The 20,488-nt window shown below is 61.1% G+C and carries 17 protein-coding genes and 2 pseudogenes; 7 read left to right on the forward strand and 12 right to left on the reverse strand.

Annotated features, from left to right (window positions below):
* Positions 1-34 precede the first annotated feature (34 nt).
* Both aldA and J3P79_RS14955 read right to left on the reverse strand, forming a co-directional pair.
* On the reverse strand, positions 35-1,471 hold the full coding sequence (gene aldA / locus J3P79_RS14950; RefSeq protein ID WP_434603679.1) for an aldehyde dehydrogenase: 1,437 nt from the start codon (positions 1,469-1,471) through the stop codon (positions 35-37).
* 42 nt (positions 1,472-1,513) lie between these two features.
* The gene (locus J3P79_RS14955) at positions 1,514-3,691 is read right to left on the reverse strand and encodes a PQQ-dependent dehydrogenase, methanol/ethanol family (protein ID WP_434603681.1); all 2,178 of its coding nucleotides are present in this window, start codon (positions 3,689-3,691) and stop codon (positions 1,514-1,516) included.
* 290 nt (positions 3,692-3,981) lie between these two features.
* Between J3P79_RS14955 and J3P79_RS14960 the strand changes: the two genes are divergently transcribed.
* Both J3P79_RS14960 and J3P79_RS14965 read left to right on the forward strand, forming a co-directional pair.
* Complete coding sequence (locus tag J3P79_RS14960; RefSeq protein ID WP_434603683.1) at positions 3,982-4,878, forward strand: alpha/beta fold hydrolase; 897 nt, start codon at positions 3,982-3,984, stop codon at positions 4,876-4,878.
* A gap of 83 nt (positions 4,879-4,961) precedes the next feature.
* Positions 4,962-5,369: an ACT domain-containing protein gene (locus J3P79_RS14965; RefSeq protein WP_434603685.1), complete on the forward strand. Its 408-nt coding sequence runs from the start codon at positions 4,962-4,964 to the stop codon at positions 5,367-5,369.
* 28 nt (positions 5,370-5,397) lie between these two features.
* On the opposite strand, the gene glcC is transcribed toward J3P79_RS14965, so the two are convergent.
* Positions 5,398-6,165 (reverse strand): transcriptional regulator GlcC, encoded by a 768-nt coding sequence (gene glcC / locus J3P79_RS14970; RefSeq protein WP_434603687.1) that lies wholly within the window; start codon positions 6,163-6,165, stop codon positions 5,398-5,400.
* Between the two features lie 232 nt (positions 6,166-6,397).
* Here glcC and glcD point away from each other — a divergent pair, with 232 nt between their 5' ends.
* Genes glcD through glcF form a run of 3 tightly spaced genes read left to right on the forward strand, consistent with a single transcriptional unit; the run spans position 6,398 to position 10,182 of the window.
* A complete protein-coding gene (glcD, locus tag J3P79_RS14975) occupies positions 6,398-7,897 on the forward strand; it encodes a glycolate oxidase subunit GlcD (protein ID WP_434603689.1) in 1,500 nt (499 codons plus the stop codon).
* Positions 7,897-8,961 (forward strand): glycolate oxidase subunit GlcE, encoded by a 1,065-nt coding sequence (gene glcE / locus J3P79_RS14980; RefSeq protein ID WP_434603691.1) that lies wholly within the window; start codon positions 7,897-7,899, stop codon positions 8,959-8,961. The genes glcD and glcE overlap by 1 nt, the downstream gene beginning before the upstream one ends.
* Positions 8,962-8,964: 3 nt before the next feature.
* Positions 8,965-10,182 (forward strand): glycolate oxidase subunit GlcF, encoded by a 1,218-nt coding sequence (glcF, locus tag J3P79_RS14985; protein WP_434603693.1) that lies wholly within the window; start codon positions 8,965-8,967, stop codon positions 10,180-10,182.
* Between the two features lie 19 nt (positions 10,183-10,201).
* Here glcF and arsJ read toward each other — a convergent pair whose 3' ends face one another.
* The 5 genes and pseudogenes from arsJ to J3P79_RS15010 form a co-directional block, all read right to left on the reverse strand.
* Positions 10,202-11,422: an organoarsenical effux MFS transporter ArsJ gene (gene arsJ, locus J3P79_RS14990; protein ID WP_434603695.1), complete on the reverse strand. Its 1,221-nt coding sequence runs from the start codon at positions 11,420-11,422 to the stop codon at positions 10,202-10,204.
* Positions 11,423-11,431: 9 nt separating this feature from the next.
* Positions 11,432-12,436 carry an ArsJ-associated glyceraldehyde-3-phosphate dehydrogenase gene (locus tag J3P79_RS14995; RefSeq protein WP_434603697.1) on the reverse strand — a complete coding sequence of 335 codons (1,005 nt, stop codon included), beginning with the start codon at positions 12,434-12,436 and terminating at the stop codon, positions 11,432-11,434.
* A gap of 72 nt (positions 12,437-12,508) precedes the next feature.
* Positions 12,509-13,225 (reverse strand): arsenical resistance protein ArsH, encoded by a 717-nt coding sequence (arsH, locus tag J3P79_RS15000; protein ID WP_434603699.1) that lies wholly within the window; start codon positions 13,223-13,225, stop codon positions 12,509-12,511.
* A pseudogene (locus tag J3P79_RS15005) lies at positions 13,215-13,376 on the reverse strand (arsenical-resistance protein); the annotation flags it as partial. The gene arsH and the pseudogene J3P79_RS15005, both read right to left, overlap by 11 nt.
* Positions 13,377-13,478: 102 nt before the next feature.
* The gene (locus J3P79_RS15010) at positions 13,479-13,841 is read right to left on the reverse strand and encodes a metalloregulator ArsR/SmtB family transcription factor (RefSeq protein ID WP_434603701.1); all 363 of its coding nucleotides are present in this window, start codon (positions 13,839-13,841) and stop codon (positions 13,479-13,481) included.
* A gap of 159 nt (positions 13,842-14,000) precedes the next feature.
* Here J3P79_RS15010 and J3P79_RS15015 point away from each other — a divergent pair.
* A pseudogene (locus J3P79_RS15015) lies at positions 14,001-14,173 on the forward strand (winged helix-turn-helix transcriptional regulator); the annotation flags it as partial.
* Here J3P79_RS15015 and J3P79_RS15020 read toward each other — a convergent pair.
* Positions 14,153-15,334, reverse strand: a complete 1,182-nt coding sequence (locus J3P79_RS15020) for an MFS transporter (protein WP_434603703.1) — start codon at positions 15,332-15,334, stop codon at positions 14,153-14,155. The pseudogene J3P79_RS15015 and the gene J3P79_RS15020 sit on opposite strands and share 21 nt — an antisense overlap.
* 94 nt (positions 15,335-15,428) lie before the next feature.
* Between J3P79_RS15020 and J3P79_RS15025 the strand changes: the two genes are divergently transcribed.
* Positions 15,429-16,322, forward strand: coding sequence for a LysR family transcriptional regulator (locus J3P79_RS15025; RefSeq protein WP_434603705.1), 894 nt, complete (start codon positions 15,429-15,431; stop codon positions 16,320-16,322).
* Between the two features lie 153 nt (positions 16,323-16,475).
* On the opposite strand, the gene J3P79_RS15030 is transcribed toward J3P79_RS15025, so the two are convergent.
* The 3 genes from J3P79_RS15030 to J3P79_RS15040 all read right to left on the reverse strand — a co-directional run bounded on the left by J3P79_RS15030 (position 16,476) and on the right by J3P79_RS15040 (position 20,467).
* Positions 16,476-18,866 (reverse strand): TonB-dependent siderophore receptor, encoded by a 2,391-nt coding sequence (locus tag J3P79_RS15030; RefSeq protein ID WP_434603707.1) that lies wholly within the window; start codon positions 18,864-18,866, stop codon positions 16,476-16,478.
* A 118-nt stretch (positions 18,867-18,984) separates the two neighbouring features.
* Positions 18,985-19,965 (reverse strand): DUF4880 domain-containing protein, encoded by a 981-nt coding sequence (locus J3P79_RS15035; protein ID WP_434603709.1) that lies wholly within the window; start codon positions 19,963-19,965, stop codon positions 18,985-18,987.
* Positions 19,952-20,467 (reverse strand): sigma-70 family RNA polymerase sigma factor, encoded by a 516-nt coding sequence (locus tag J3P79_RS15040; protein ID WP_434611491.1) that lies wholly within the window; start codon positions 20,465-20,467, stop codon positions 19,952-19,954. Before J3P79_RS15040 ends, J3P79_RS15035 begins: the two co-directional genes overlap by 14 nt.
* Positions 20,468-20,488: the final 21 nt, after the last annotated feature.

Genomic DNA, 20,488 nt, shown 5'->3' on the forward strand with positions numbered 1-20,488 from the left:
GCGCCCTTGCGGGTGCCGGCATTCTCTCGCCAGATCAGACTTGAATGTAAACCACGTGGGTATGGGTGTATTCGTACAAGCCGTGCTTGCCGTCCGCGCCGCCAATGCCGGACTTGCGTGCCCCCGCGTGGAAACCCTGCATCGCTTCGAAGTTCTCTCGATTAATGTAGGTTTCGCCGAAATCCAGCTCGTTGCTCGCGCGCATGGCAGCGCTCAGGCTACGAGTGTATATCGACGAGGTCAGGCCGTATTCGCTGTCATTGGCCAGGGCGATGGCTTCGTCCAGGTCGTCGACAATCTGGATCGGCAGCACCGGGCCGAAGATCTCCTGGCGCATGATCGCCATCTCGCTACCGCACCCGGCCAGCACCGTCGGCTGGTAATGGAAGCCCTGGCCTTTGTCGGCCACCGCGCCGCCCGTGACCACTTCGGCCCCCTCCCCCTTTGCGACCGTGACCATCCGCGCCACCTTGTCCAGCGCCGCCTGGTTGATCAACGGTCCCATGTCCAGATTGTCCTCGGCCAACGGGTCGCCGTAGCGGGTCGCGGCCATCGCGGCGGCCATCTGCTCGATGAACTGATCGGCGACCTTGCGCTCGACATAGACCCGCTCGGCACAGTTGCAGACTTGCCCGGTGTTGATCACCCGCGAAGCGGTGATGGCCTTGACCGCGAGGTCCAGGTCGGCATCCGCCAACACGATGGCCGGCGCCTTGCCACCGAGTTCCAGGTTGAGCTTGGTGATGTTCGGCGCCGCCGCGGCCATGATCCGCGAGCCGGTGCCGACGCTGCCGGTGAAGCTGATCAAGTCGATGCCTGCATGGCGGGTCAGGTGATGCCCCACCGTCGCTCCCGCGCCACTGACGACGTTGAACACGCCGGCCGGCAAGTCGGTCTCGGCCACCAGACGGGCAAACTCGAAGCAATTGATGGGCGTTTCTTCGCTGGGCTTGATCACGATGGTATTGCCGGTCACCAGCGCCGGCGCCATCTTGCGAGCGATCAGGAAGAAGGGGAAATTCCACGGCAGGATACCGGCCACCACGCCCAAGGGCTTGCGCAGCAGGAAGATGCTTTCACCGGCGCGGTCGCTGGTCAGCACCTCACCTTCGAGACGCCGTGCCCATTCGGCCATGTAGTCCAGGTAATCGGCGGTGAAATTGACTTCCACCCGCGCCAATCCCAGCACCTTGCCCTGCTCGGCGGTGATGATATGGGCGAGTCGTTCGGCGTTGTCGCGCACTTTGCTGGCGATTTTGCGAAGGTAGCCGGCGCGCTCGATGGCCGGGCGGGCGGCCCAGCTCTTTTGCGCCTTGCGCGCCGCGGCAATGGCCGCTTCAACCTGCTCGTCGCTGGCTTCTGGCACCCGCGCCAGTAAAGCGCCATTCGCCGGGTTGTGCACTTCAATGCTGGGGTCGCTGGGAATGAAGGCGTTGGCGATGAAGTTCTGGTAATCAGTGATCTCGGTCATGTGCTTGCTCTCGCGGTCAGTTTCGGAACGATGCAGGGGCATTCATTTGGCGGTGAAGGTTTTCCAGACGCCGCCTTCCTGCTGCAGGTCGTGGGCACGCTTGATCAGGTATTGGTGGATTTGCTCCACCTGTTCCGGCGTGAAGGCGTCGGCAAAGGACGGCATGCCGTCCGGCACCCGGCCGCCATAGAGAATGCCGAGGAACATCTGATGTTTTTCAGCCGTCAGCTTGCGAAGGTCCGGCAGCACCCCGCCGCTGATTGCATGAATGCCGTGGCATTGGGAGCAGTAGCCGTCGTAGAGCTTGCCGCCGGCGTCCACTGCGGCCAGGTCGCCGGTCAGGGGCGGCGGTTTCGGGGTTTCGGCGAGCGGCGCCGGCTCGTTGAGTTTTGCCGTGCCGCCCAGCTTGTAGGTCAACACTTGGGAAAACGGCCGGACCCCGGCGCGCAAGGACAAGGCACCGGCAAAGGTCGAGAAGGCGCCGCCCCACCCGGCCATGAACGTCACGTACTGCTCGCCGTCCACGCTGTAGGTAATCGGCGCCGCCATCACACCGCTGGCCGCCGGCTGCTCCCAGAGTTTCTTGCCGCTGTCGGCGGCGTAGGCGATCACCCGGCCGTCGGCGCTGCCCTCGAACACCAGGTTGCCGGCGGTGCTCAAGGTGCCGCCGTTGAAGATCGTCACATAGGGCACTTCCCACGCCGGTTGCTGCTTGACCGGGTCCCAGGCAATCAGTTTTCCGGACCAGCCCTTGGCCATTTCCAACAGCCCATCGGCGTCCTCCGGCATCATCCCGGTGCGCAGGCCCAATTGGTACATGCTCTTGAACGGGTTGCGCTTCGGCGCCTCGGGGATGTGTTCGTAATAGGCGGACATGACGTGCGCCGGGATATACACAAGGCCGGTGTTCGGGTTGTAGGACATCGGCTGCCAGTCGTGGGCGCCCCAGAACGCAGGCGTGACCAGTTTGCGCTTGCCGTCCTTCCAGTACGCGGCATTCTCATCATCGACGATGGGCCTGCCCGTCTTCATGTCCATGCCCTTGGTCCAGCTCTGCGGCACGATGCCCTTGGCCGACAACAGCTCACCCGTGGCGCGGTCGATCACGTAGAAAAAGCCATTCTTCGGCGCTTGCATCAGCACCTTGCGCGGCTTTCCATCGATCGGCAGTTCCGCAAGGATCATGTGCTGGGTGGCCGTGTAGTCCCAGGCGTCCCCCGGCGTGGTCTGGTAGTGCCAGGCGTACTCGCCCGTATCGGCGTTGACCGCGACGATGGACGAGAGGAACAGGTTGTCGCCCTTGGCCTGGCTCCGCCATTTCGGGTCCCACAGCGATCCGTTGCCTACGCCGATGTAGAGCAGGTTCAAGTCCGGGTCGAACGCAAAGGAGTCCCAGGCCGTGCCGCCACCGCCCTGGGTCACATAGGCGTCGCCGTGCCAGGTCTTGGCGGCAATGGCCATGGCCTTGTCTTCGGGCGGCAGCTTGGGGTCACCCGGCACCGTGAAGAAGCGCCAGGCTTGCTTGCCGGTCTCGGCGTCGTAGGCGGTGACGTATCCGCGTACGCCGAACTCGGCGCCACCGTTACCGATCACGACCTTGCCGTTGACCACTCGCGGGGCTCCGGTGATGGTGTAGCTGCGCGAGTGATCGGCCCGGGTGTCCACCGACCAGGCGCGCTGGCCGGTCTTGGCGTCGATGGCCTCCAGGCGACCATCGAGCACGCCCACGTAAACCTTGCCCTTCCACACCGCAACACCCCGGTTGACCGCGTCGCAACAGGCCTCACCGGCACGATTGCGGTCAGACTTGGGGTCGTACTTCCAGATCAACTTGCCGTCGCGCGCATCCAAGGCGTAGACCACCGAAAACGGACCGGTCGTATACATCACGCCGTCGACCACGATAGGCGTGGCCTCGACACCGCGATCCAGGTCCAGCTTATAGCTCCATGCGAGCCCCAGCTGGCCGACGTTCTGGTCGCTGATCTTGCTCAACGGGCTGTAGCGTTGTTCGTCGTAGGTACGGCCGGTACTCATCCAGTTACCGGGTTCCTGGTCGGCGGCGATGATGCGCTTGCCGTCGACATTCGCCGGCATGTCCTGCGCCCAGGCCGGGACGGTATGGAAGGTAAGCGCCAGCACGACAAATAGCGCCTTGAGGGGAATGCGAAGGGCCGCGTTCCGAGAAGCAGTAGGCACGGCGAGGCCAATCTGTGTCATGGGAGGACTCCTGGTTCTTATTAGTAGCGAAGCCATTGCGCTGCGCACCAGAAGAGGAGCAACCCCCATGCCACCGTTTGAAAACGCTTCGCAAGCCTCGTCCCACGGGGCTTTCGGCGCGTGTAGCGGGTCGCGAAGCCGTGCGACAGTTGTCGCATTCACAGCGACAGCTGTGCCAGAGGTGCGCCAAGTTGCACACGATTCGTGAACAAAGCTGTCACACGCAGTGCCTTAGTACTTGACCGCGTGCGCTCTACAATAACCGCAACCATCAGCAGGAGAGCCACGCGATGTTCGCCTCATTTGAATCGGGCCGATGCCAAGTCAATGGCATCACCGTCAACTACCGCAAAGGTGGGAGCGGCCAAGGCCTGCTCCTGCTCCACGGGCACCCCCAGACTCACGTCATGTGGCACAAGATCGCCGAACGCCTGGCGGAGCATTTCACCGTGGTCGCGGCGGATCTTCGTGGCTACGGTGACAGCGACAAACCGGCAGGCGACGCCGAGCACCTCGCCTACTCCAAGCGGCAAATGGCGCTGGACGGGCTCGAGCTCATGCGCGCGTTGGGGTTCGTGAAGTTTGACGTGCTGGCCCATGACCGAGGCGCACGCGTGGCCCATCGCATGGCGATGGATCACCCGGACGCAGTGAAGCGTTTGATCACGCTGGATATCGCTCCGACATTGGCGATGTATGAGCAGACCAACGAAGCGTTCGCCCGCGCCTATTGGCACTGGTTCTTCCTGATACGCCCCGCCCCGTTCCCCGAGACGCTCATCGAGGCTGATCCGGAGCTTTACCTGCGCAGCGTCATGGGCACCCGCAGCGCTGGCATGGCACCTTTCACTGACGCCGCCTTTGCCGAGTACGTGCGCTGCCTGGCGCTGCCTGGCGCAGCTCATGGTTTGTGTGAAGATTACCGGGCAAGCGCCAGCATCGACCTGGAGCACGACCGAAGCGACCGGCAAGCCGGCAGAAAACTTTCAATCCCGTTGCTCGCGTTGTGGGGGGCGGACGGCGTCGTGGGCCGTTGCTTCGATCCACTTGGAGAATGGCAAAAAGTCGCGACCGACGTGCGAGGGAAAGCGTTGCCGTCGGGGCATTACATTGCGGAAGAAGCGCCAGAGCATTTGATCGATGAGGTGCTTGGATTCCTGCTCCCTTCGATCCCTGGAGGCAGGTAGTTACAGGCGGTATCAGCTTCAACGACACCCGCCAGCAAACTCCTGCAAAATGGCTCGCTTATTCCATCGAAGAGTGAACCGACATGTCAGGCGAGAAATCGATCGCGAAACTACTCAGCGCAATGAGCCCGACGCTCAATGACGGGGATTACGTCTTCTGCTGCATCACTGACCCAGAACTCGTCAAAGGCGAGGAGATCCTGGGCAGCTTCCGCGAAAAAGAAGGGTTGACCGTGATCATCGAGCGCAACAGGGCCCAGGCCCTGGGCCTGGACTTCGAATATGTTGCCGCCTGGATCACCCTGACCGTGCATTCCGCCCTGGACGCCGTCGGCTTGACCGCTGCCTTCGCAACGGCCTTGGGAAACGCGGGGATCAGTTGCAACGTCATCGCGGCTTACTACCATGATCACATTTTCGTGGGGCGGGAAGATGCGCAGCGGGCGATCGAGGTGCTGGAAGCGCTTGCTCGGTCTGGAGGTGGTGAGTGATATCGGTGAACGGGTCCAACCGCCGCCTCTAAGCCCATCCCTCAAGCCGCAACGTGGCACGCACCAGGCGTTGCTCTTCGTTTTCGATTTCCTTGAGGTTTTCGCAGATGCTCTGGATGTGGGCGATGGCCGCCTTGCGCGCCTGCTCCGGCAGGCGGCCGGTCACGGCGTTGTAGAGCCGGGCGTGTTGGCGGTCGATCTGGCGCTTTTGCGGCTCGCGGTGATAGAGATTGTTGACCGAGGCGAACACCGAGTTGAGCAACAAATCCGTCAGCGAACGCAAGGTTTGCACCAGCACTGGATTGTGCGACGCCTCGCAGATTGCCAAGTGAAATGCATGGTCGAGCCGGGCGTGGACGCTGGCCTCCAAGGGACGGCTATGGGCATCGAGCATGGCCTCGTAGCTGCGGGTAATCAGTACGAAGTCAGCCTCGGTCCCGCGCAAGGCCGCCAGACGCGCGGACTCGCCCTCCAGCAGGCTGCGGACCTCGAAGAGATCATAAAGCGTGCGTGGCTGCGAACTGAACAGGTGCATCAGCGGCGACACCAAGCCATGCCCGGACAGATCGGCCACGAACGACCCTTTGCCCTGCTCGGTCTTGATAATCCCGCGAGCGCGCAGCAGCTTCAGCCCCTCGCGAAGCGCAGTACGTGAGACGCCGAGTTTTTCCGTCAACCGCCGCTCCGAAGGCAACAATTGCCCGGTCTTGAGCACACCATCGACGATCAGGCGTTCGATGCGCTCGCAAACCACGTCGGCGACTTGAAGATTACCGCCCGTCTCTTCGCCTTCCATCGAACCTCCCACTGGTATGACCAGCTTCGAAACAATCCTCAAGCGCGTTCAACTGCTTACGTAGGTCACTGTTCTAACGGATTTTTATTCAGTATCCCGCCAGATCGACCTTAAAGAACTGGTTCGACCAGCGCAGCGCCCCATAGACAGTAGAACGCCCCGGGCCAATGATGCAAGTCAGCCGTATCGGAACAGACCTCTAATAAAAACAACCGAGTGTCGCCTGCGAACGATGAACATCCTCTACGACGAACGCGTCGACGGCGCCCTGCCTGACGTCGACAAGAACGCGCTGCTACAGGCCCTGAAAGCCCAGTTGCCCGACCTGGAAATCCTGCATCAATCCGAGGAGCTCAAGCCGTACGAGTGTGACGGACTCTCCGCCTATCGCACCACGCCCATGCTGGTGGTCTTGCCGCGCCACATCGACGAGGTCCAGGGCGTGCTTCGGCTCTGCCATGCGCGCAAGGTGCCTGTGGTGGCCCGGGGCGCGGGCACCGGTTTGTCCGGCGGTGCGCTGCCGTTGGAAAAAGGCGTGCTGCTAGTGATGGCGCGCTTCAACAACATCTTGCACATCGACCCAGCCGCCCGTACCGCAAGGGTTCAACCGGGGGTGCGCAACCTGGCGATTTCCCAGGCGGCCGCGCCGTTTGGCTTGTACTACGCGCCGGACCCCTCCTCGCAGATCGCCTGTTCAATCGGCGGCAACGTCGCTGAAAACGCCGGTGGCGTGCATTGCCTCAAGTACGGATTGACCGTGCACAACCTGCTCAAGGTCGACATCCTCACCGTCGATGGCGAACAGCTGACATTGGGTTCGCAGAACCTCGACTCACCCGGGTTCGATCTACTGGCATTGTTCACCGGTTCCGAAGGCATGCTCGGAGTAATCACCGAGGTCACGGTCAAGCTATTGCCCAAGCCGCAAACGGCCAAGGTGCTACTGGCGGCTTTCGATTCCGTTGAAAAAGCCGGCCGCGCCGTGGGTGACATTATTGCAGCCGGCATCATCCCGGGCGGTCTGGAAATGATGGACAACCTGGCGATTCGCGCCGCCGAAGATTTCATCCACGCCGGCTACCCGGTGGACGCCGAAGCCATTCTGTTATGCGAGCTCGACGGCGTGGAAGCCGACGTCCACGATGACTGCGACCGGGTACGCAAGGTATTGGAGCAGGCCGGCGCCACCGAAGTGCGCCAGGCTCGCGACGAGGCCGAGCGCGTGCGTTTCTGGGCCGGGCGCAAGAATGCGTTCCCGGCGGTGGGCCGCCTCTCCCCCGATTATTACTGCATGGACGGGACGATACCGCGCCGGGAACTGCCTGGTGTGCTGCGGGCTATCGCGGCGTTATCGGCTGAATACGGCTTGCGGGTCGCCAACGTTTTTCACGCCGGCGACGGCAACATGCATCCGCTGATCCTGTTCGATGCCAATCAACCGGGCGAGCTCGATCGCGCCGAAGCGCTGGGCGGCAAGATCCTCGAATTGTGCGTGAGGGTCGGCGGCAGTATTACCGGGGAACACGGCGTGGGCCGCGAAAAGATCAACCAGATGTGCGCGCAGTTCAACAGCGATGAGCTGACGGTGTTCCATGCCGTCAAAGCCGCGTTCGATCCGAGCGGGTTGCTCAACCCTGGCAAGAACATTCCGACGCTGCATCGCTGCGCCGAGTTTGGCGCCATGCATGTCCACATGGGGCAGATGCCCTTCCCCGAGCTGGAGCGTTTCTGATGGGCAGCGAACAGGATTTCGACAACAGCGCTGCGCTGCTGGAGCAGGTCAACCAGGCGCTGGAAAACGCCACCCCGTTGCGTATCCAGGGTTCCAACAGCAAGGCCTTCCTTGGCCGCAGCGTGGCAGGTGAAGTACTCGACACCCGCGCCCACCGGGGCGTCGTCAGCTACGACCCGACTGAACTGGTGATCACTGCTCGCTGTGGTACGCCATTGGCAGAGTTGTCCGAAATACTCGACGCGTCGCAGCAGATGTTGCCCTGCGAACCGCCCGCCTTCGGTGACAGCGCCACCGTGGGCGGCATGGTCGCCTGCGGACTCTCCGGGCCGCGACGCCCCTGGTCGGGGTCGGTGCGCGACTTCATCCTTGGCACTCGGGTCATCACCGGTCAGGGCAAGCACCTGCGCTTCGGTGGCGAGGTCATGAAAAATGTTGCCGGCTATGATCTGTCACGCTTGATGGCGGGCAGCTACGGCGCGCTGGGCGTGGTGACCGAAGTGTCCCTCAAGGTCCTGCCAAAACCGCGACAGACCTTGAGCATCAGTCTCGAAATGGATGCCGCTAGGGCTTTGTCGCGCCTGGCGGAATGGGGCCAGCAACCCCTGCCGATCAGCGCCGCGTGCCACGATGGCCAGCGCCTGCACCTCAGGCTTGAAGGCGGAGAAGGCTCGGTGGCGGCGGCCCGCGACCGTTTGGGCGGCGAGTTGCTGGACGCTTCGTACTGGCAGGACTTGAATGAACACCGCTTGTATTTCTTCGATGAGGAGCGGCCCCTCTGGCGCCTCGCCTTGCCACTTGATACACCCCGACTGCCGCTGCCGGGCGTCCAGTTGATCGATTGGGGCGGCGCCCAGCGTTGGCTCAAGTCTGGCGCCGAAGCGACCTTCATCCGCTCGCTCGTCGAACAAGTCGGTGGACACGCGATCTGCTACACCCCTGGCCAGACCGACAGCCCCTTCCAACCGTTGGCTGACGCGCTGATGCGCTATCACCGGAACTTGAAGCGCCAACTCGACCCACGGGGCATTTTCAACCCCGGTCGCTTGTACGCGGAGCTCTGAACCATGCAGACCACCTTGAGCGAAAACGCCCGCCAGTTGCCTCGCGCCGAAGAAGCCGAACGCATCCTGCGCAGTTGCGTGCACTGCGGTTTCTGCAATGCCACCTGCCCGACCTATCAATTGCTGGGTGATGAACTGGATGGACCGAGGGGGCGCATCTACCTGATCAAGCAGGTGCTCGAAGGCAACGAAGTGACGCGCAAGACCCAGGAGCACCTGGATCGTTGCCTCTCGTGCCGCAACTGCGAAACCACCTGCCCTTCCGGCGTCGACTACCACAACTTGCTGGACATCGGGCGGGCGGTGGTCGATGCGGCAGTCCCGCGCCCATACGGTCAACGCCTGTTGCGCGAGGGGTTGCGTGGCGTACTGCCCAATCCGGCGTTGTTCAAAGGGCTGGTGAGCAGTGGCCAGGCGTTCCGAGCGTTGCTGCCCAACACGCTGCAAGTCAAGTTGCCGCGCAACATGCCTCCAGCGAAGTCACGACCGACCATCCGCCATGACCGGCAAGTGCTCATGCTCGAAGGGTGCGTACAGCCGAGCCTGTCACCCAATACCAATGCCGCCGCCGCACGGGTGCTGGATCGGCTGGGCATCAGCGTCACTGCGATTCGCAAGGCCGGTTGCTGCGGTGCGCTGGACTATCACCTGGACGCCCAGGCCGCCGGCCTCGATCGCGCCCGACGCAACATCGACGCGTGGTGGCCTGCCATCGAAAGCGGTGCCGAGGCCATCGTGCAAACCGCCAGCGGCTGCGGGGCCTTCATCAAGGATTACGGGCACCTGCTCAGCACCGATCCGGCGTACGCCGACAAGGCCGCCAAGGTCAGCGCCCTGGCCAAGGACCTGGTTGAAGTGCTGCGCGACGAACCGCTGGACAAGCTCGGCGTACACAGCGACCAGCGCCTGGCCTTTCACTGCCCCTGCACGTTGCAACATGCGCAAAGGCTCGGAGGTGCGGTTGAAGCGGTCCTGGAAAAGCTTGGATTCAACCTCACGCCAGTACCCGACAGCCATCTGTGCTGCGGCTCGGCGGGCACTTATTCGCTGACCCAACCCGACCTGTCCAGGCAATTGCGTGACAACAAGCTCAATGCCTTGGAAAGCGGACACCCCGAAGTCATCGCCACCGCCAATATCGGCTGCCAGACCCACCTTGACGGCGCCGGCCGAACCCCGGTCCGGCATTGGATCGAACTGGTCGAAGCGGCGCTGGCTTGACCGAGAAATCGGAGGAGCTTCAAACCGCCTTGGCATGCCTGGGCAATGCAATGGATATCAGCGCGGCCAGCAATACGAAGGCGCTCGAGATCCACAAGCACGTTGCCAGACCGTACAACTGATAGACCCAACCGGAGAGGACGGTGCCAATCAATCGTCCCATGGCGTTGGACATGTAGTAGAAACCCACGTCCAGCGATACGCCGTCTTCCTTGGCATAGGACACGATCAAGTAGCTGTGCAGGGATGAATTCACCGCGAACAGCGCGCCAAAGACCATGAGGCCGCCGAGCAGTACCGTCTGTGGTGACCACCCGGCATTGAGCCCAAGCGCAATCAAGGCTGGCAAGCCCGCCAGGGCAAGGGCCCACCTGAAGGCTGCACGACCATCCGGCACATGTCCGTTTTTCTTGCCGGTGATGTCGGGGGCGAAGGATTGCACGATGCCGTAGCCAATCACCCAGGCCGCCAGGAAGCCACCGACCTTCCAGAAATCCCAGCCGAATACGCTGCTCAGGTACACCGGCAAGGCCACCACAAACCAGACGTCGCGGGCACCGAACAGGAACATTCGCGCCGCCGAAAGGATGTTGATTGCCCGGCTTTTGGATAACAGATCCCGGAACTTGGGCTTGGCTTTGGCCTTGCCCAGGTCCTTCTTCAACACAATCAGACTGCTGACCCAGATCAGCGCCAGGACCGCCGCCATGGCCAGCAGCGCACCTTTGAAACCGATCCAGGCCAGCAAGGCCCCGCCAAGAAAGAAACCGACGCCCTTGAGCGCGTTCTTCGAACCGGTGAGGATCGCCACCCATTTATAGAGCTGGCCCTGCTGCCCATCGGGGACCAGCAACTTGATCGAGCTCTTGGCACTCATCTTGTTCAAGTCTTTGGCGATCCCCGACAGCGCCTGGGCACCCATCACCCAAGGAATGGTGAGCCAGGCCAACGGCACTGTCAGCATCAACAGTGCAGCGACCTGGAGGCCCAGCCCGATGTTCATGGTTCGGTTCAGCCCCAATCGAGCGCCTAGATAACCACCCACCAGGTTGGTGATCACGCCAAAGATTTCGTAGAACAGAAACAACGCGGCGATTTGCAGCGGGCTGTAGCCCAGCGCGTGAAAGTGCAGCACCACCAACATGCGCAAGGCGCCATCAGTGAGGGTGAAGGCCCAGTAGTTGCCCGTCACGAGCAGGTACTGCCGCACGTCTGGCGCGAGGGCTGACAAGGCTTTCATGACCGTTCCTCAGTTTGCCAGGCCGACCAGTTTGGCCAGTTCAACCGTGCGGTTGGCATAACCCCATTCGTTGTCATACCAGGCGTAGAGTTTGACCTGGGTGCCGTTGATGACCATGGTCGACAGTGCATCGATGATCGATGAGCGCGGGTCGGTGCGGTAGTCGATGGACACCAGGGGGCGCTCTTCGAAACCGAGGATGTCTTTCAATTCGTTCTGGGAGGCGTCCTTGAGCAGTTGATTCACCTCGTCGACGGTCGTAGCCCGCTCGACTTCAAAGACACAATCGGTCAGCGAAGCGTTGGCCAGCGGCACGCGTACGGCATGACCGTTCAGGCGCCCGCGCAGCTCCGGGAAGATCTCCGCGATGGCGGTCGCCGAGCCGGTGCTGGTCGGAATCAGGCTCATCCCGGATGCACGCGCCCGACGCAGATCCTTGTGCGGCTGATCAAGGATGCTTTGGGTGTTGGTCAGGTCATGGATAGTGGTGATCGAGCCGTGGCGAATGCCCAGTTTTTCATGGATGACTTTCACCACCGGCGCCAAACAGTTGGTGGTGCACGAAGCCGCGGTAACGATGCGGTGCAGCGCAGGGTCGAACAGGTGCTGGTTAACGCCCATGACGACGTTCAACGCGCCCTGCTCTTTCACCGGAGCGCAGACCACTACACGCTTGACGCCCTGATCCAGGTAGGCCTGCAACACTCCCACGGTTTTCATTTTCCCGCTGGCCTCGATCACCAGGTCGCAGCCCGACCAATCGGTGTCGGCAATGGCCTTGTTGGCTGTCACTTTGATTCGCTTATTGTCGATAACCACGCTGTCGCCTTCGGCGCTGGCTTCATGGTTCCAACGGCCATGCACTGAGTCGAAGTTGATCAGGTGCGCGTGAGTCACCGCGTCGCCCGCCGGATCGTTGATCTGCACGAATTCGAATTCCGGCCAGCTCCAGGCGGCCCGCAACGCGAGGCGACCGATCCGGCCAAAACCATTGATGCCTATTTTGATAGTCATGCTGTTGTGCTCTGTCTGTTGTCAGTGTGAGGTCGACTGGGCGTCGAACTGGCCGATGTATTCGATATGGGCTCAGATGGAGCGCTGATTGACACGTTTCATGAGTTCTTGCGCCGACTCCTTGCGCTCGGAATAACGATCCACCAGATAGTCCTGGCGGTCGCGAAGCAGCAGCGTGAATTTCACCAATTCTTCCATCACATCCACGACACGGTCGTAGAACGGGGAAGGTTTCATCCGGCCGTTGTCATCGAACTCCATATAGGCCTTGGGCACGGACGATTGGTTGGGGATGGTGAACATGCGCATCCAGCGTCCCAACACTCGCAACTGATTGACCACATTGAACGACTGCGAACCGCCGCAAACCTGCATCACCGCAAGGGTCTTGCCCTGAGTCGGCCGCACCGCGCCCATGGCCAGTGGCACCCAGTCGATTTGCGCCTTGAACACAGCGCTCATGTTTCCGTGACGCTCAGGAGAGCACCAGACCTGTCCCTCGGACCACAGCATCAGCTCGCGCAGTTCCTTCACGCGTGGATGGTCGTCGGGTGCGTCATCAGGCAGTGGCAAACCGGATGGGTTGAAAATCCGCGTCTCGGCGCCGAAGTGCTCCAGCAGTCGAGCGGCCTCCTCCACCAACAGACGACTGAAGGAGCGCGCACGAGTGGACCCGTACAGCAGCAAGATGCGCGGCTTGTGGGTCGAGGTCCTTTCGATACCGAGCTTGTCTGCCGAAGGCAGATCGACCAGTTCAGTATCGAGTTGGGGAATGAGGTCATCGTACATAGTCATCGTCCTGCGCAACGGCGCTCTTGGAGTCATCGAACCAGCGGCGCTCCAGCCAGAGGGCCACGCCGACCTGGGAAATCAATACCGGCACTTCAACAAGCGGTCCAATGACCGTGGCGAAAGCGGCGGGGAAAGCCAGCGCGGTGGTGAACGGCGGCTCGTGCTCATGATCATTGCTCCCGTGGTAACAGCGTGCGGAGAAGAGGATTTTCATCGAGCGGTCTCGTAGTCCAGGGCGGATTCAAGCGACTTAGTTTGCACAGCACACGGCCGCACGTTCAGGACGGTCACCCATTTCATCGAGACGCTTGGCGTCATGGCTTAACCAATGCGTGTTGCTTTCAAGTGCAGTGGTCAGCACTTGGCGAACCCAATCAGGCAGATTCGGGTGCAGTCGGTAATAAACCCATTGGCCTTGTCGACGGTCCGAAAGCAGCCCGCACGTGCGCAACTGCGCCAGGTGCCTGGAGATTTTTGGCTGGCTCTCGTTCAAGGCGCAGGTCAGTTCGCAAACACACAGCTCCCCTTCCCGGGTGATGAGCAGCATGGTGCGGACACGGGTTTCGTCAGCCAGGCATTTAAAAACAGCAGTGGGTGTCAGAGGGTCGGCCATATCGATCTCAGCGTTGGGTTTTCACCTGGACGAACCTTAGTGCACCCACGAATTTCATGAGGCGTTCGACCCGCATATATGATTTGGCGAATATATGGTTTTTCGCATGCAAGGTAAACCTGCATTCACGATTAATCCATCCAACCGCGTCAGGCGAGCGTCCTCGCGCACGCAGGTTGCCGCTGGTCATTGGGCATCCTGCATGCCTTGAGTGAGTACGGAAAGATGCGCCATGCCGAGAAAAAAGGCGGATACCGGGCGTGACTCAGCGCATCTTGACCAAGACGCTACGTTCCCTGGAGCGTGATGGTCTACTGCTGCGCCGGAAGTTCCGCAGTAGCCGCAACAGCCTTGGAGCGCCAGGCAAAAGCCAACACCATCAGCAGCCCCAGACCCGCCATTGCCGCTCCGGCCAGGGAAATCGCCGGATAACCCAACCCCGCGTTGATCACCGCGCCACCCAGCGCCGCGCCAATCGCATTGCCTAAGTTGAAGGCGCCGATATTCACCGCCGAAGCCAGGTTAGGCGCGTCCTTGGCGGCTTCCATCACGCGCATTTGCAGTGGCGGCACCAGGGCAAAACTGGCGATACCCCAGATCAGGATGGCAATCGCCGCCGGCAGCGGCCAGCGCATCAGTACGGTGAAGGCCAGCAAGACCAGAATCAGCACGCTCAGCGAAACGATCAAGGTGCGGTCTATCGAACGATCCGCCGCCTTGCCGCCCCACATATTGCCCAGCGTCAGCCCCACACCGAACAGCACCAGCATCGCGGTGATGAACGTGGTGGACGCATGGGTCTCGCTGCTCAGGATCGGGGCGATATAAGTGAATACCGTGAACATCGCACCTGAGCCAACGACGGTGAGCGCCAGCGCGCCCAGCACCGGGCCGCGGCCCAATACTCGAATTTCGGCCAGCGCACCGATGCTTTTCGGTGCCGGTACGTTGGGCAAGGCGAACCACAACGCGGCCATGGCCACCACGCCCAGGCCGGTAATGCCCCAGAATGCGCTGCGCCAACCGAACAGTTCGCCAAACCAGGCCGCCAGCGGCACGCCGCCGATGGTCGCCAGGGTCAGGCCCATGAACATGGCCGCGACCGCCCCGGCACGTTTTTCCGGAGCGACCACGCTGGCGGCGACGACGGAGCCGACGCCAAAGAACGCACCGTGGTTCAGTGACGTCACGACCCTGGCGACCAAAAGGCTGTAGTAATCGGTCGCCAGCGCTGACATCAGGTTGCCCAGGGTGAAAATCGCCATGAGTCCGATCAGCAGATAACGCCGGGGAATCCTGCCAGTGGTCAGGGTCATCAACGGCGCACCGAGCAATACGCCCAAGGCGTAGGCACTGACCAACAGGCCAGCGGCGGGAATGGAAACGCCGAGATCCGCAGCGATGCCCGGCAACATGCCCATAGGGGCGAACTCGGTTACGCCGATGCCAAAGGCACCCATGGCGAGTGCAACAAGGGGTGGATTGATACGCATGGAAGGCTCCTCATCTATGCCGCAAATGCTACGATCCAATCCTCAGAGGCGGTAGATCGCATTTTTTGCAAACACCTTTGCGTGTGGAGCACAAATGGACTTCAACGGCAGATCAGGTGAAATGGCTGTGTTCGCCACGGTGGCGCAGGAAGGCAACTTGTCGGCCGCGGCGCGCTCGTTGGGACTGACACCTTCGGCGGTCAGTCGGATCATCGCCCGTACCGAACAACGCCTTGGCACCCGCCTGCTGTTGCGCACCACGCGAGCAATTACCTTCACCGCCGAGGGCGAGGCTTACCTGCGCGGCGCCCGGCGGATCCTGGCCGACATGGCGGAGGTCGAAGAAGCCGTCGCAGACCAAGGCGTGCCCAAAGGCCGCCTGCGAGTCAGCGCCGCCCTCGGCCACGGCCGACAGACCATCGTTCCTCTGGTGGCAGCCTTCAGCGCCCGCTACCCGAACATCGTTGTCGACCTCACCCTCGGCGACGAAGTGGTCGACATTCTCGGCGGCCAGGCCGACGTGGCGGTGCGCTTTGGCCATCTTCCCGACAGTCCGCTGACAGCGCGCAAGATCGGCGACACCGGCCAGGTGGTGGTGGCATCGCCCGCGTATCTGGAGCGCCATGGCACCCCCCAGGAACCCGAAGACCTGCTGCGCCACAACTGCCTGCGTTTCAATTTCCGGCGCGCCGAACCCAACTGGCCGTTCATCCGCGATGGCCGGGAATTTTCCCTGAAGGTCAGTGGCAACATCGAATGCAGCAGTGGCGAAGCGCTGGCGCAACTCGCACGGCTAGGCGCCGGCATCGCCCGAATCGGCGAATTTACCGTGGCCGAGGATCTGCAACGCGGCGATCTGGTACCGCTACTCGGCGCCTGGAATCCGGGCGACCGAGAGCCGATCCATGCGGTATTTGTTGGGGGGCCGGCAATGCCGGCGCGGGTGCGGGTGTTCGTGGACTTTCTGCTGGAGCATCATCGGTTGTGAGCGTTGCGCGGGGCATTTCAGGTAGCGCCAGGCGCACCACCGGAATACTAGTCGTTTCTATCTTCTGCTAACCGTGCACGCTTGCCTTTCGTAACGGTGCCCGCGGTTTAGCGGGCACCACTTCCTCGATGGGAAAAAGGCTTACACGCCGGCCTACCAGCTGTAACTCACTTTGGCGGTAATCTCGCGACCCGGGTTGTAGAAGTTCGCTGTGCCGGAACCGACCACGTGCTGCTCATCCAGCAGGTTGCTGACGTTCACCGCAAGGTCGGTGCCCTTGGCGATCTCGTAGTTGAAGGCGGCGTCGAACAACGTGGCGCCATCGCTTTTGCCGGAGTTGGCTGCATCGAAGTAATAAGAGCCGACGTAGCGCGCACCCAAGCCAACGCTGACATCAGTGCCGGGCACGTCGTAATAACTCCAGAGCGAAGCGGAATGCTTGGGTGCCGTGGTGAACTCATTACCCTTCAGCGAGCTGCCGTCGTACAACGAACCGCGCAGTACCTCGGACTCCATATAGGAATAGCCACCTATCAGGCTGAGGTTCTGCGTCACCTGCGCCTTGGCCTCCAGGTCGAGACCACGGGCCCGCGATTCACCCACCGTCTGTTGCTCAATGATGCCGCTCGGCAGCACCACGGCGATGGTGACGTTTTCCTGGGTCAAGTCATAAACGGCTGCGGAGAACAGTGCGTCCATCCCCATCGGTGCATACTTCACACCCACTTCGTACTGTCTGCCCGTCTGCGGTGTTACGCCGACCTGAGGCGGCGAGACGGATTCCACCATGCTCACATAGGTGGAGACTTCATCGTTGACGATATAGGTCAACGCACCTCGGTAGGAGGTTTCGGAGAAGGTGTCTTTCTCAGTGGATAACAAGCCTTTGCTGGTAAGGTCCATCGAGTCGTTGCGCATACCCGCGGTGACGATGAAGCGCTCGTAGAACGATAGGTTCTGCTGAAGGAACACGGCCTTCGTGGTCGCGTCTCGCTTGTTGACGGCATACGGTGTGATTGCGCGTGAAACCCCAGTAAACACGGGATTTGCAATGTCAATCGGGGTCGCCAAGGCGTAGACCGAGCTTTCCTTGGTGGTCGAATCGAGGTATTCCACGCCCACCAGGCTGCTGCTGTCGATGTTCTCGAAGCGGGCATCGTATTGCAGCATCAGATTGCCATTGAACTGATCGGCCTCAGTGTCCGTTCCAAACAGATACCGGTCAACGGTAGTACCGACACGTGCGGCGCTGTCGCTGATGTAAACGTAGCCAAAATCATCGGTCAATTTGCTGTAACGCACATTGCTGCGCAGTACGAATCCGTTGTCGAAATCATGGGTGACGTTACCGCTGAGGCTGGTGCGCTCGACATCGTGAAAGTTGTAGCTGGGCTCACCATAAAACTTGCTGCGGTCGTATTCCTTGTCCAGCGGATAGCCGCCACTGTTGGGCGAACTGTCAGTTTTCAGATAGTCCAGAATCAGGGTGGCTGACGTGTAATCCGTGGGTGCCCAGGTGAGGCCACCCATCACCAACCGGTTGTCGTCCTGTGAGTGATCGTATTCGCGGTCGCTGTTCTGGCCTTTGGCAGTAAAGCGGCCAGCCAAGGTTTTCTCGTCGTTCAGCGCATCCCCCACATCGATGCCTGTCTCGACATGATCAAACGAACCGTAGGTGACATAGCCTTGGCCAAACTGCTCGAAGCGCGGCTGTTTGGTCACGAAATTCACCGAACCGCCCGGGTCCGCTGGGCCAAACAGCGTGGAGTTGGCGCCACGCAGGATCTCTATGCGTTCATAAGCGAATGGATCTTCGCGTACGCCGCGCATCGAACTCAGGGTCAAGCCGTCACGGTAGGTGGTTGCCTGGAAACCCCGGATCTGGAAATAGTCGTTGCGGTCATCCGTACCATAGAAGTCACTGACCACGCCCGGCGTGTATTGCAGCGCTTCTTCCGTGGTGCTGACGCTGCGTTGCTCCATTTCCTTGTTGGTGACAACCGACACCGATGCCGGTGTATTGAGAATGCTGGTTGCCACCTTGCCGCCAACCCAGAGCTCCTTGGCGACCACCGAGTTGGCATCGTCGTCGGCACTGACCCTGACCTTGGCATTGATGATGAGGGGTGCAAGGCGGTAGTCCTCGACGTCTGTTGCGTCGAGCTCCAGCGGGCCGGCGGGCTTTGGTTGAGGGATCAGTAGATAGGCGTTCGGGCCTTGCTGTTCGATTTGCAACTCGCTCCCCTGCAGCAACGATGACAGCGCTGCCGACGTATCGAGCGTGCCGTTCACGCCAGCAGTGGTGCGGTTCACTACACTCGACGCGTCGAAGGAAAGACTGATGCCAGCCTCGCGCGCGAAGCGGTCAAGCGCCGGCGCCAGTGGGCCGGCAGCGATGTTCCACTGTTTGACTTGATTGCTGTGGTCAGCGCTCGACGTTTGCGCCAGCGATGGCAATGCGTAGCTGCTTACGATCAAACCCAAAATCGCACCCTGCAAGGCACGATTTAGTGGATGACGCTGTGAAACAGGGGACGAACTCATTTTCTCGCTCCAAGAAAGGACATCGGCAGACTGGCCTGTATTCCGGCCTTCCTTAGAGGTCGAACGAGAATGAGAAGCTACCTCATTATTTTTCAGGTAATGCAAAGTTTTGATGAGTTCAGGTGGCAGCGGCAACGGTCACCCAATAACGGGTCCGATAATCAATGTGCAAGTGCAGTGACTGTGCGATCAATGCCAGGACCTGATCATTGTCGGCGAGCTGGAAGGTGCCGGAAACGCGACGATCAGCGACCTCTTCGGCGCAACGCAGGACCCCGGGGCGATAACGCGACAACTCCGTGATGAAATCAACGAGGCGCATGTTGCGCGCACTGATTACCCCTTCCCCCCAGCTCCACAGATCCAGGCCGTTGTCCCTGAACATTCGGGCGCCACTGGATGTGAATAGCAGTTGGTTTCCTGCCTGGACGCTGCGGCTCGCAGGCGTTTGACTGGAGCCGGGGAAAACCGTGACTGATCCGTCCTGAGCCGCGACCAGCGTGCCATCGTCAAATTCGCGTGCCAGAAAACGGGAACTCTGGGCGCGCATGAGCCCGTCACGTGATTGCACCCAGAACGGTCGCGCTCGAGGCGAGTGTCGATCCGCGCCGACATTCACGATGATTTCACCACGTCGCAGGATTATCAGACGCCGCTGGCCGTCGAAATCGCTGTCGACGGCACTATCGCTATTGAGCTGGATAACGCTGCCATCATCGAGTTGGAAGCGTCGTTGCTCGCCGGTACTGCTGCGCTGCTGCGCAAGCATGGCGGGTACGGGCGTATAGTCCCGGCCGAGCCAGGCTGCAGTGCCAACAGTAGCCAATATGCCCAGCAGCTTCAGGCTTTCGCGCCGCCGCATTCCATGACGGGTACCATTGAGGGTTTGTCGGGCCAGTTGAGCTGGCACGCCTGTGAATTCATCCCCAAGCGTCTCCACACGCTGCCACGCCAACACATGCTCCGGGCCCTGCTGCAGCCAATGCTCAAAAGTGCGCTGTGTTTGTTCATCGGCCTGACTGAAGCGAAGGCGCACCAGCCATTGGATCGCCTGCTCGACAATGGCCGGATCGAGCGCCTGCGGCTCATGCCTCGACATAACGCAAGCGATAGCAGTGTTGCAGGGCCGTGGCCAGATCGCGTTCCACCGTCGCCCGGGAAACACCCAGCTTTTCGGCTATTTGCGCGCAGGTCAGACCGTCGAGTCGGGCAAACAAAAAAGCCTGGCGGACTCTCGGTTTAAGCATATCGAGCATGCGGTCTATGCGTTCGAGCGCATCCAGAATCATCAGCCGGCTTTCTTCCGAGGGAACCTCGTGTTGCGGCAGCAACGCGACGCTTTCCAAGTAGGCACGTTCGAGTTCGCGACGACGATACTGATCAATCATCAGTCCGCGGGCGATGCTGCTCAAATAGGCACGTGGTTCGCGCAAGGGGCTGGACTGACGGGATTTGAGCAGACGCACAAAGGTGTCCTGCACCAGATCTGCGGCGTTATCGCGACATCCAATGCGCCGGATCAGCCAGCCTTGCAACCACGAGTGGTGGGTTCGATAGAGCAGCCCTAGATCTGCAGTACCTAGTGTTTCATCGCTGCTCATCGGAATCCCGGCAAGTACATG

It is taken from the genome of Pseudomonas sp. R1-7, from assembly GCF_051132105.1.
In the GTDB taxonomy this organism is placed as follows: domain Bacteria; phylum Pseudomonadota; class Gammaproteobacteria; order Pseudomonadales; family Pseudomonadaceae; genus Aquipseudomonas.

Bases quoted from the DNA above. Each gene is read 5' to 3' on its own strand.
- aldA (WP_434603679.1), bottom strand. From the start codon at position 1,471: ATGACCGAGATCACTGATTACCAGAACTTCATCGCCAACGCCTTCATT.
- J3P79_RS14955 (WP_434603681.1), bottom strand. From the start codon at position 3,691: ATGACACAGATTGGCCTCGCCGTGCCTACTGCTTCTCGGAACGCGGCC.
- J3P79_RS14960 (WP_434603683.1), top strand. From the start codon at position 3,982: ATGTTCGCCTCATTTGAATCGGGCCGATGCCAAGTCAATGGCATCACC.
- J3P79_RS14965 (WP_434603685.1), top strand. From the start codon at position 4,962: ATGTCAGGCGAGAAATCGATCGCGAAACTACTCAGCGCAATGAGCCCG.
- glcC (WP_434603687.1), bottom strand. From the start codon at position 6,165: ATGGAAGGCGAAGAGACGGGCGGTAATCTTCAAGTCGCCGACGTGGTT.
- glcD (WP_434603689.1), top strand. From the start codon at position 6,398: ATGAACATCCTCTACGACGAACGCGTCGACGGCGCCCTGCCTGACGTC.
- glcE (WP_434603691.1), top strand. From the start codon at position 7,897: ATGGGCAGCGAACAGGATTTCGACAACAGCGCTGCGCTGCTGGAGCAG.
- glcF (WP_434603693.1), top strand. From the start codon at position 8,965: ATGCAGACCACCTTGAGCGAAAACGCCCGCCAGTTGCCTCGCGCCGAA.
- arsJ (WP_434603695.1), bottom strand. From the start codon at position 11,422: ATGAAAGCCTTGTCAGCCCTCGCGCCAGACGTGCGGCAGTACCTGCTC.
- J3P79_RS14995 (WP_434603697.1), bottom strand. From the start codon at position 12,436: ATGACTATCAAAATAGGCATCAATGGTTTTGGCCGGATCGGTCGCCTC.
- arsH (WP_434603699.1), bottom strand. From the start codon at position 13,225: ATGTACGATGACCTCATTCCCCAACTCGATACTGAACTGGTCGATCTG.
- J3P79_RS15010 (WP_434603701.1), bottom strand. From the start codon at position 13,841: ATGGCCGACCCTCTGACACCCACTGCTGTTTTTAAATGCCTGGCTGAC.
- J3P79_RS15020 (WP_434603703.1), bottom strand. From the start codon at position 15,334: ATGCGTATCAATCCACCCCTTGTTGCACTCGCCATGGGTGCCTTTGGC.
- J3P79_RS15025 (WP_434603705.1), top strand. From the start codon at position 15,429: ATGGACTTCAACGGCAGATCAGGTGAAATGGCTGTGTTCGCCACGGTG.
- J3P79_RS15030 (WP_434603707.1), bottom strand. From the start codon at position 18,866: ATGAGTTCGTCCCCTGTTTCACAGCGTCATCCACTAAATCGTGCCTTG.
- J3P79_RS15035 (WP_434603709.1), bottom strand. From the start codon at position 19,965: ATGTCGAGGCATGAGCCGCAGGCGCTCGATCCGGCCATTGTCGAGCAG.
- J3P79_RS15040 (WP_434611491.1), bottom strand. From the start codon at position 20,467: ATGAGCAGCGATGAAACACTAGGTACTGCAGATCTAGGGCTGCTCTAT.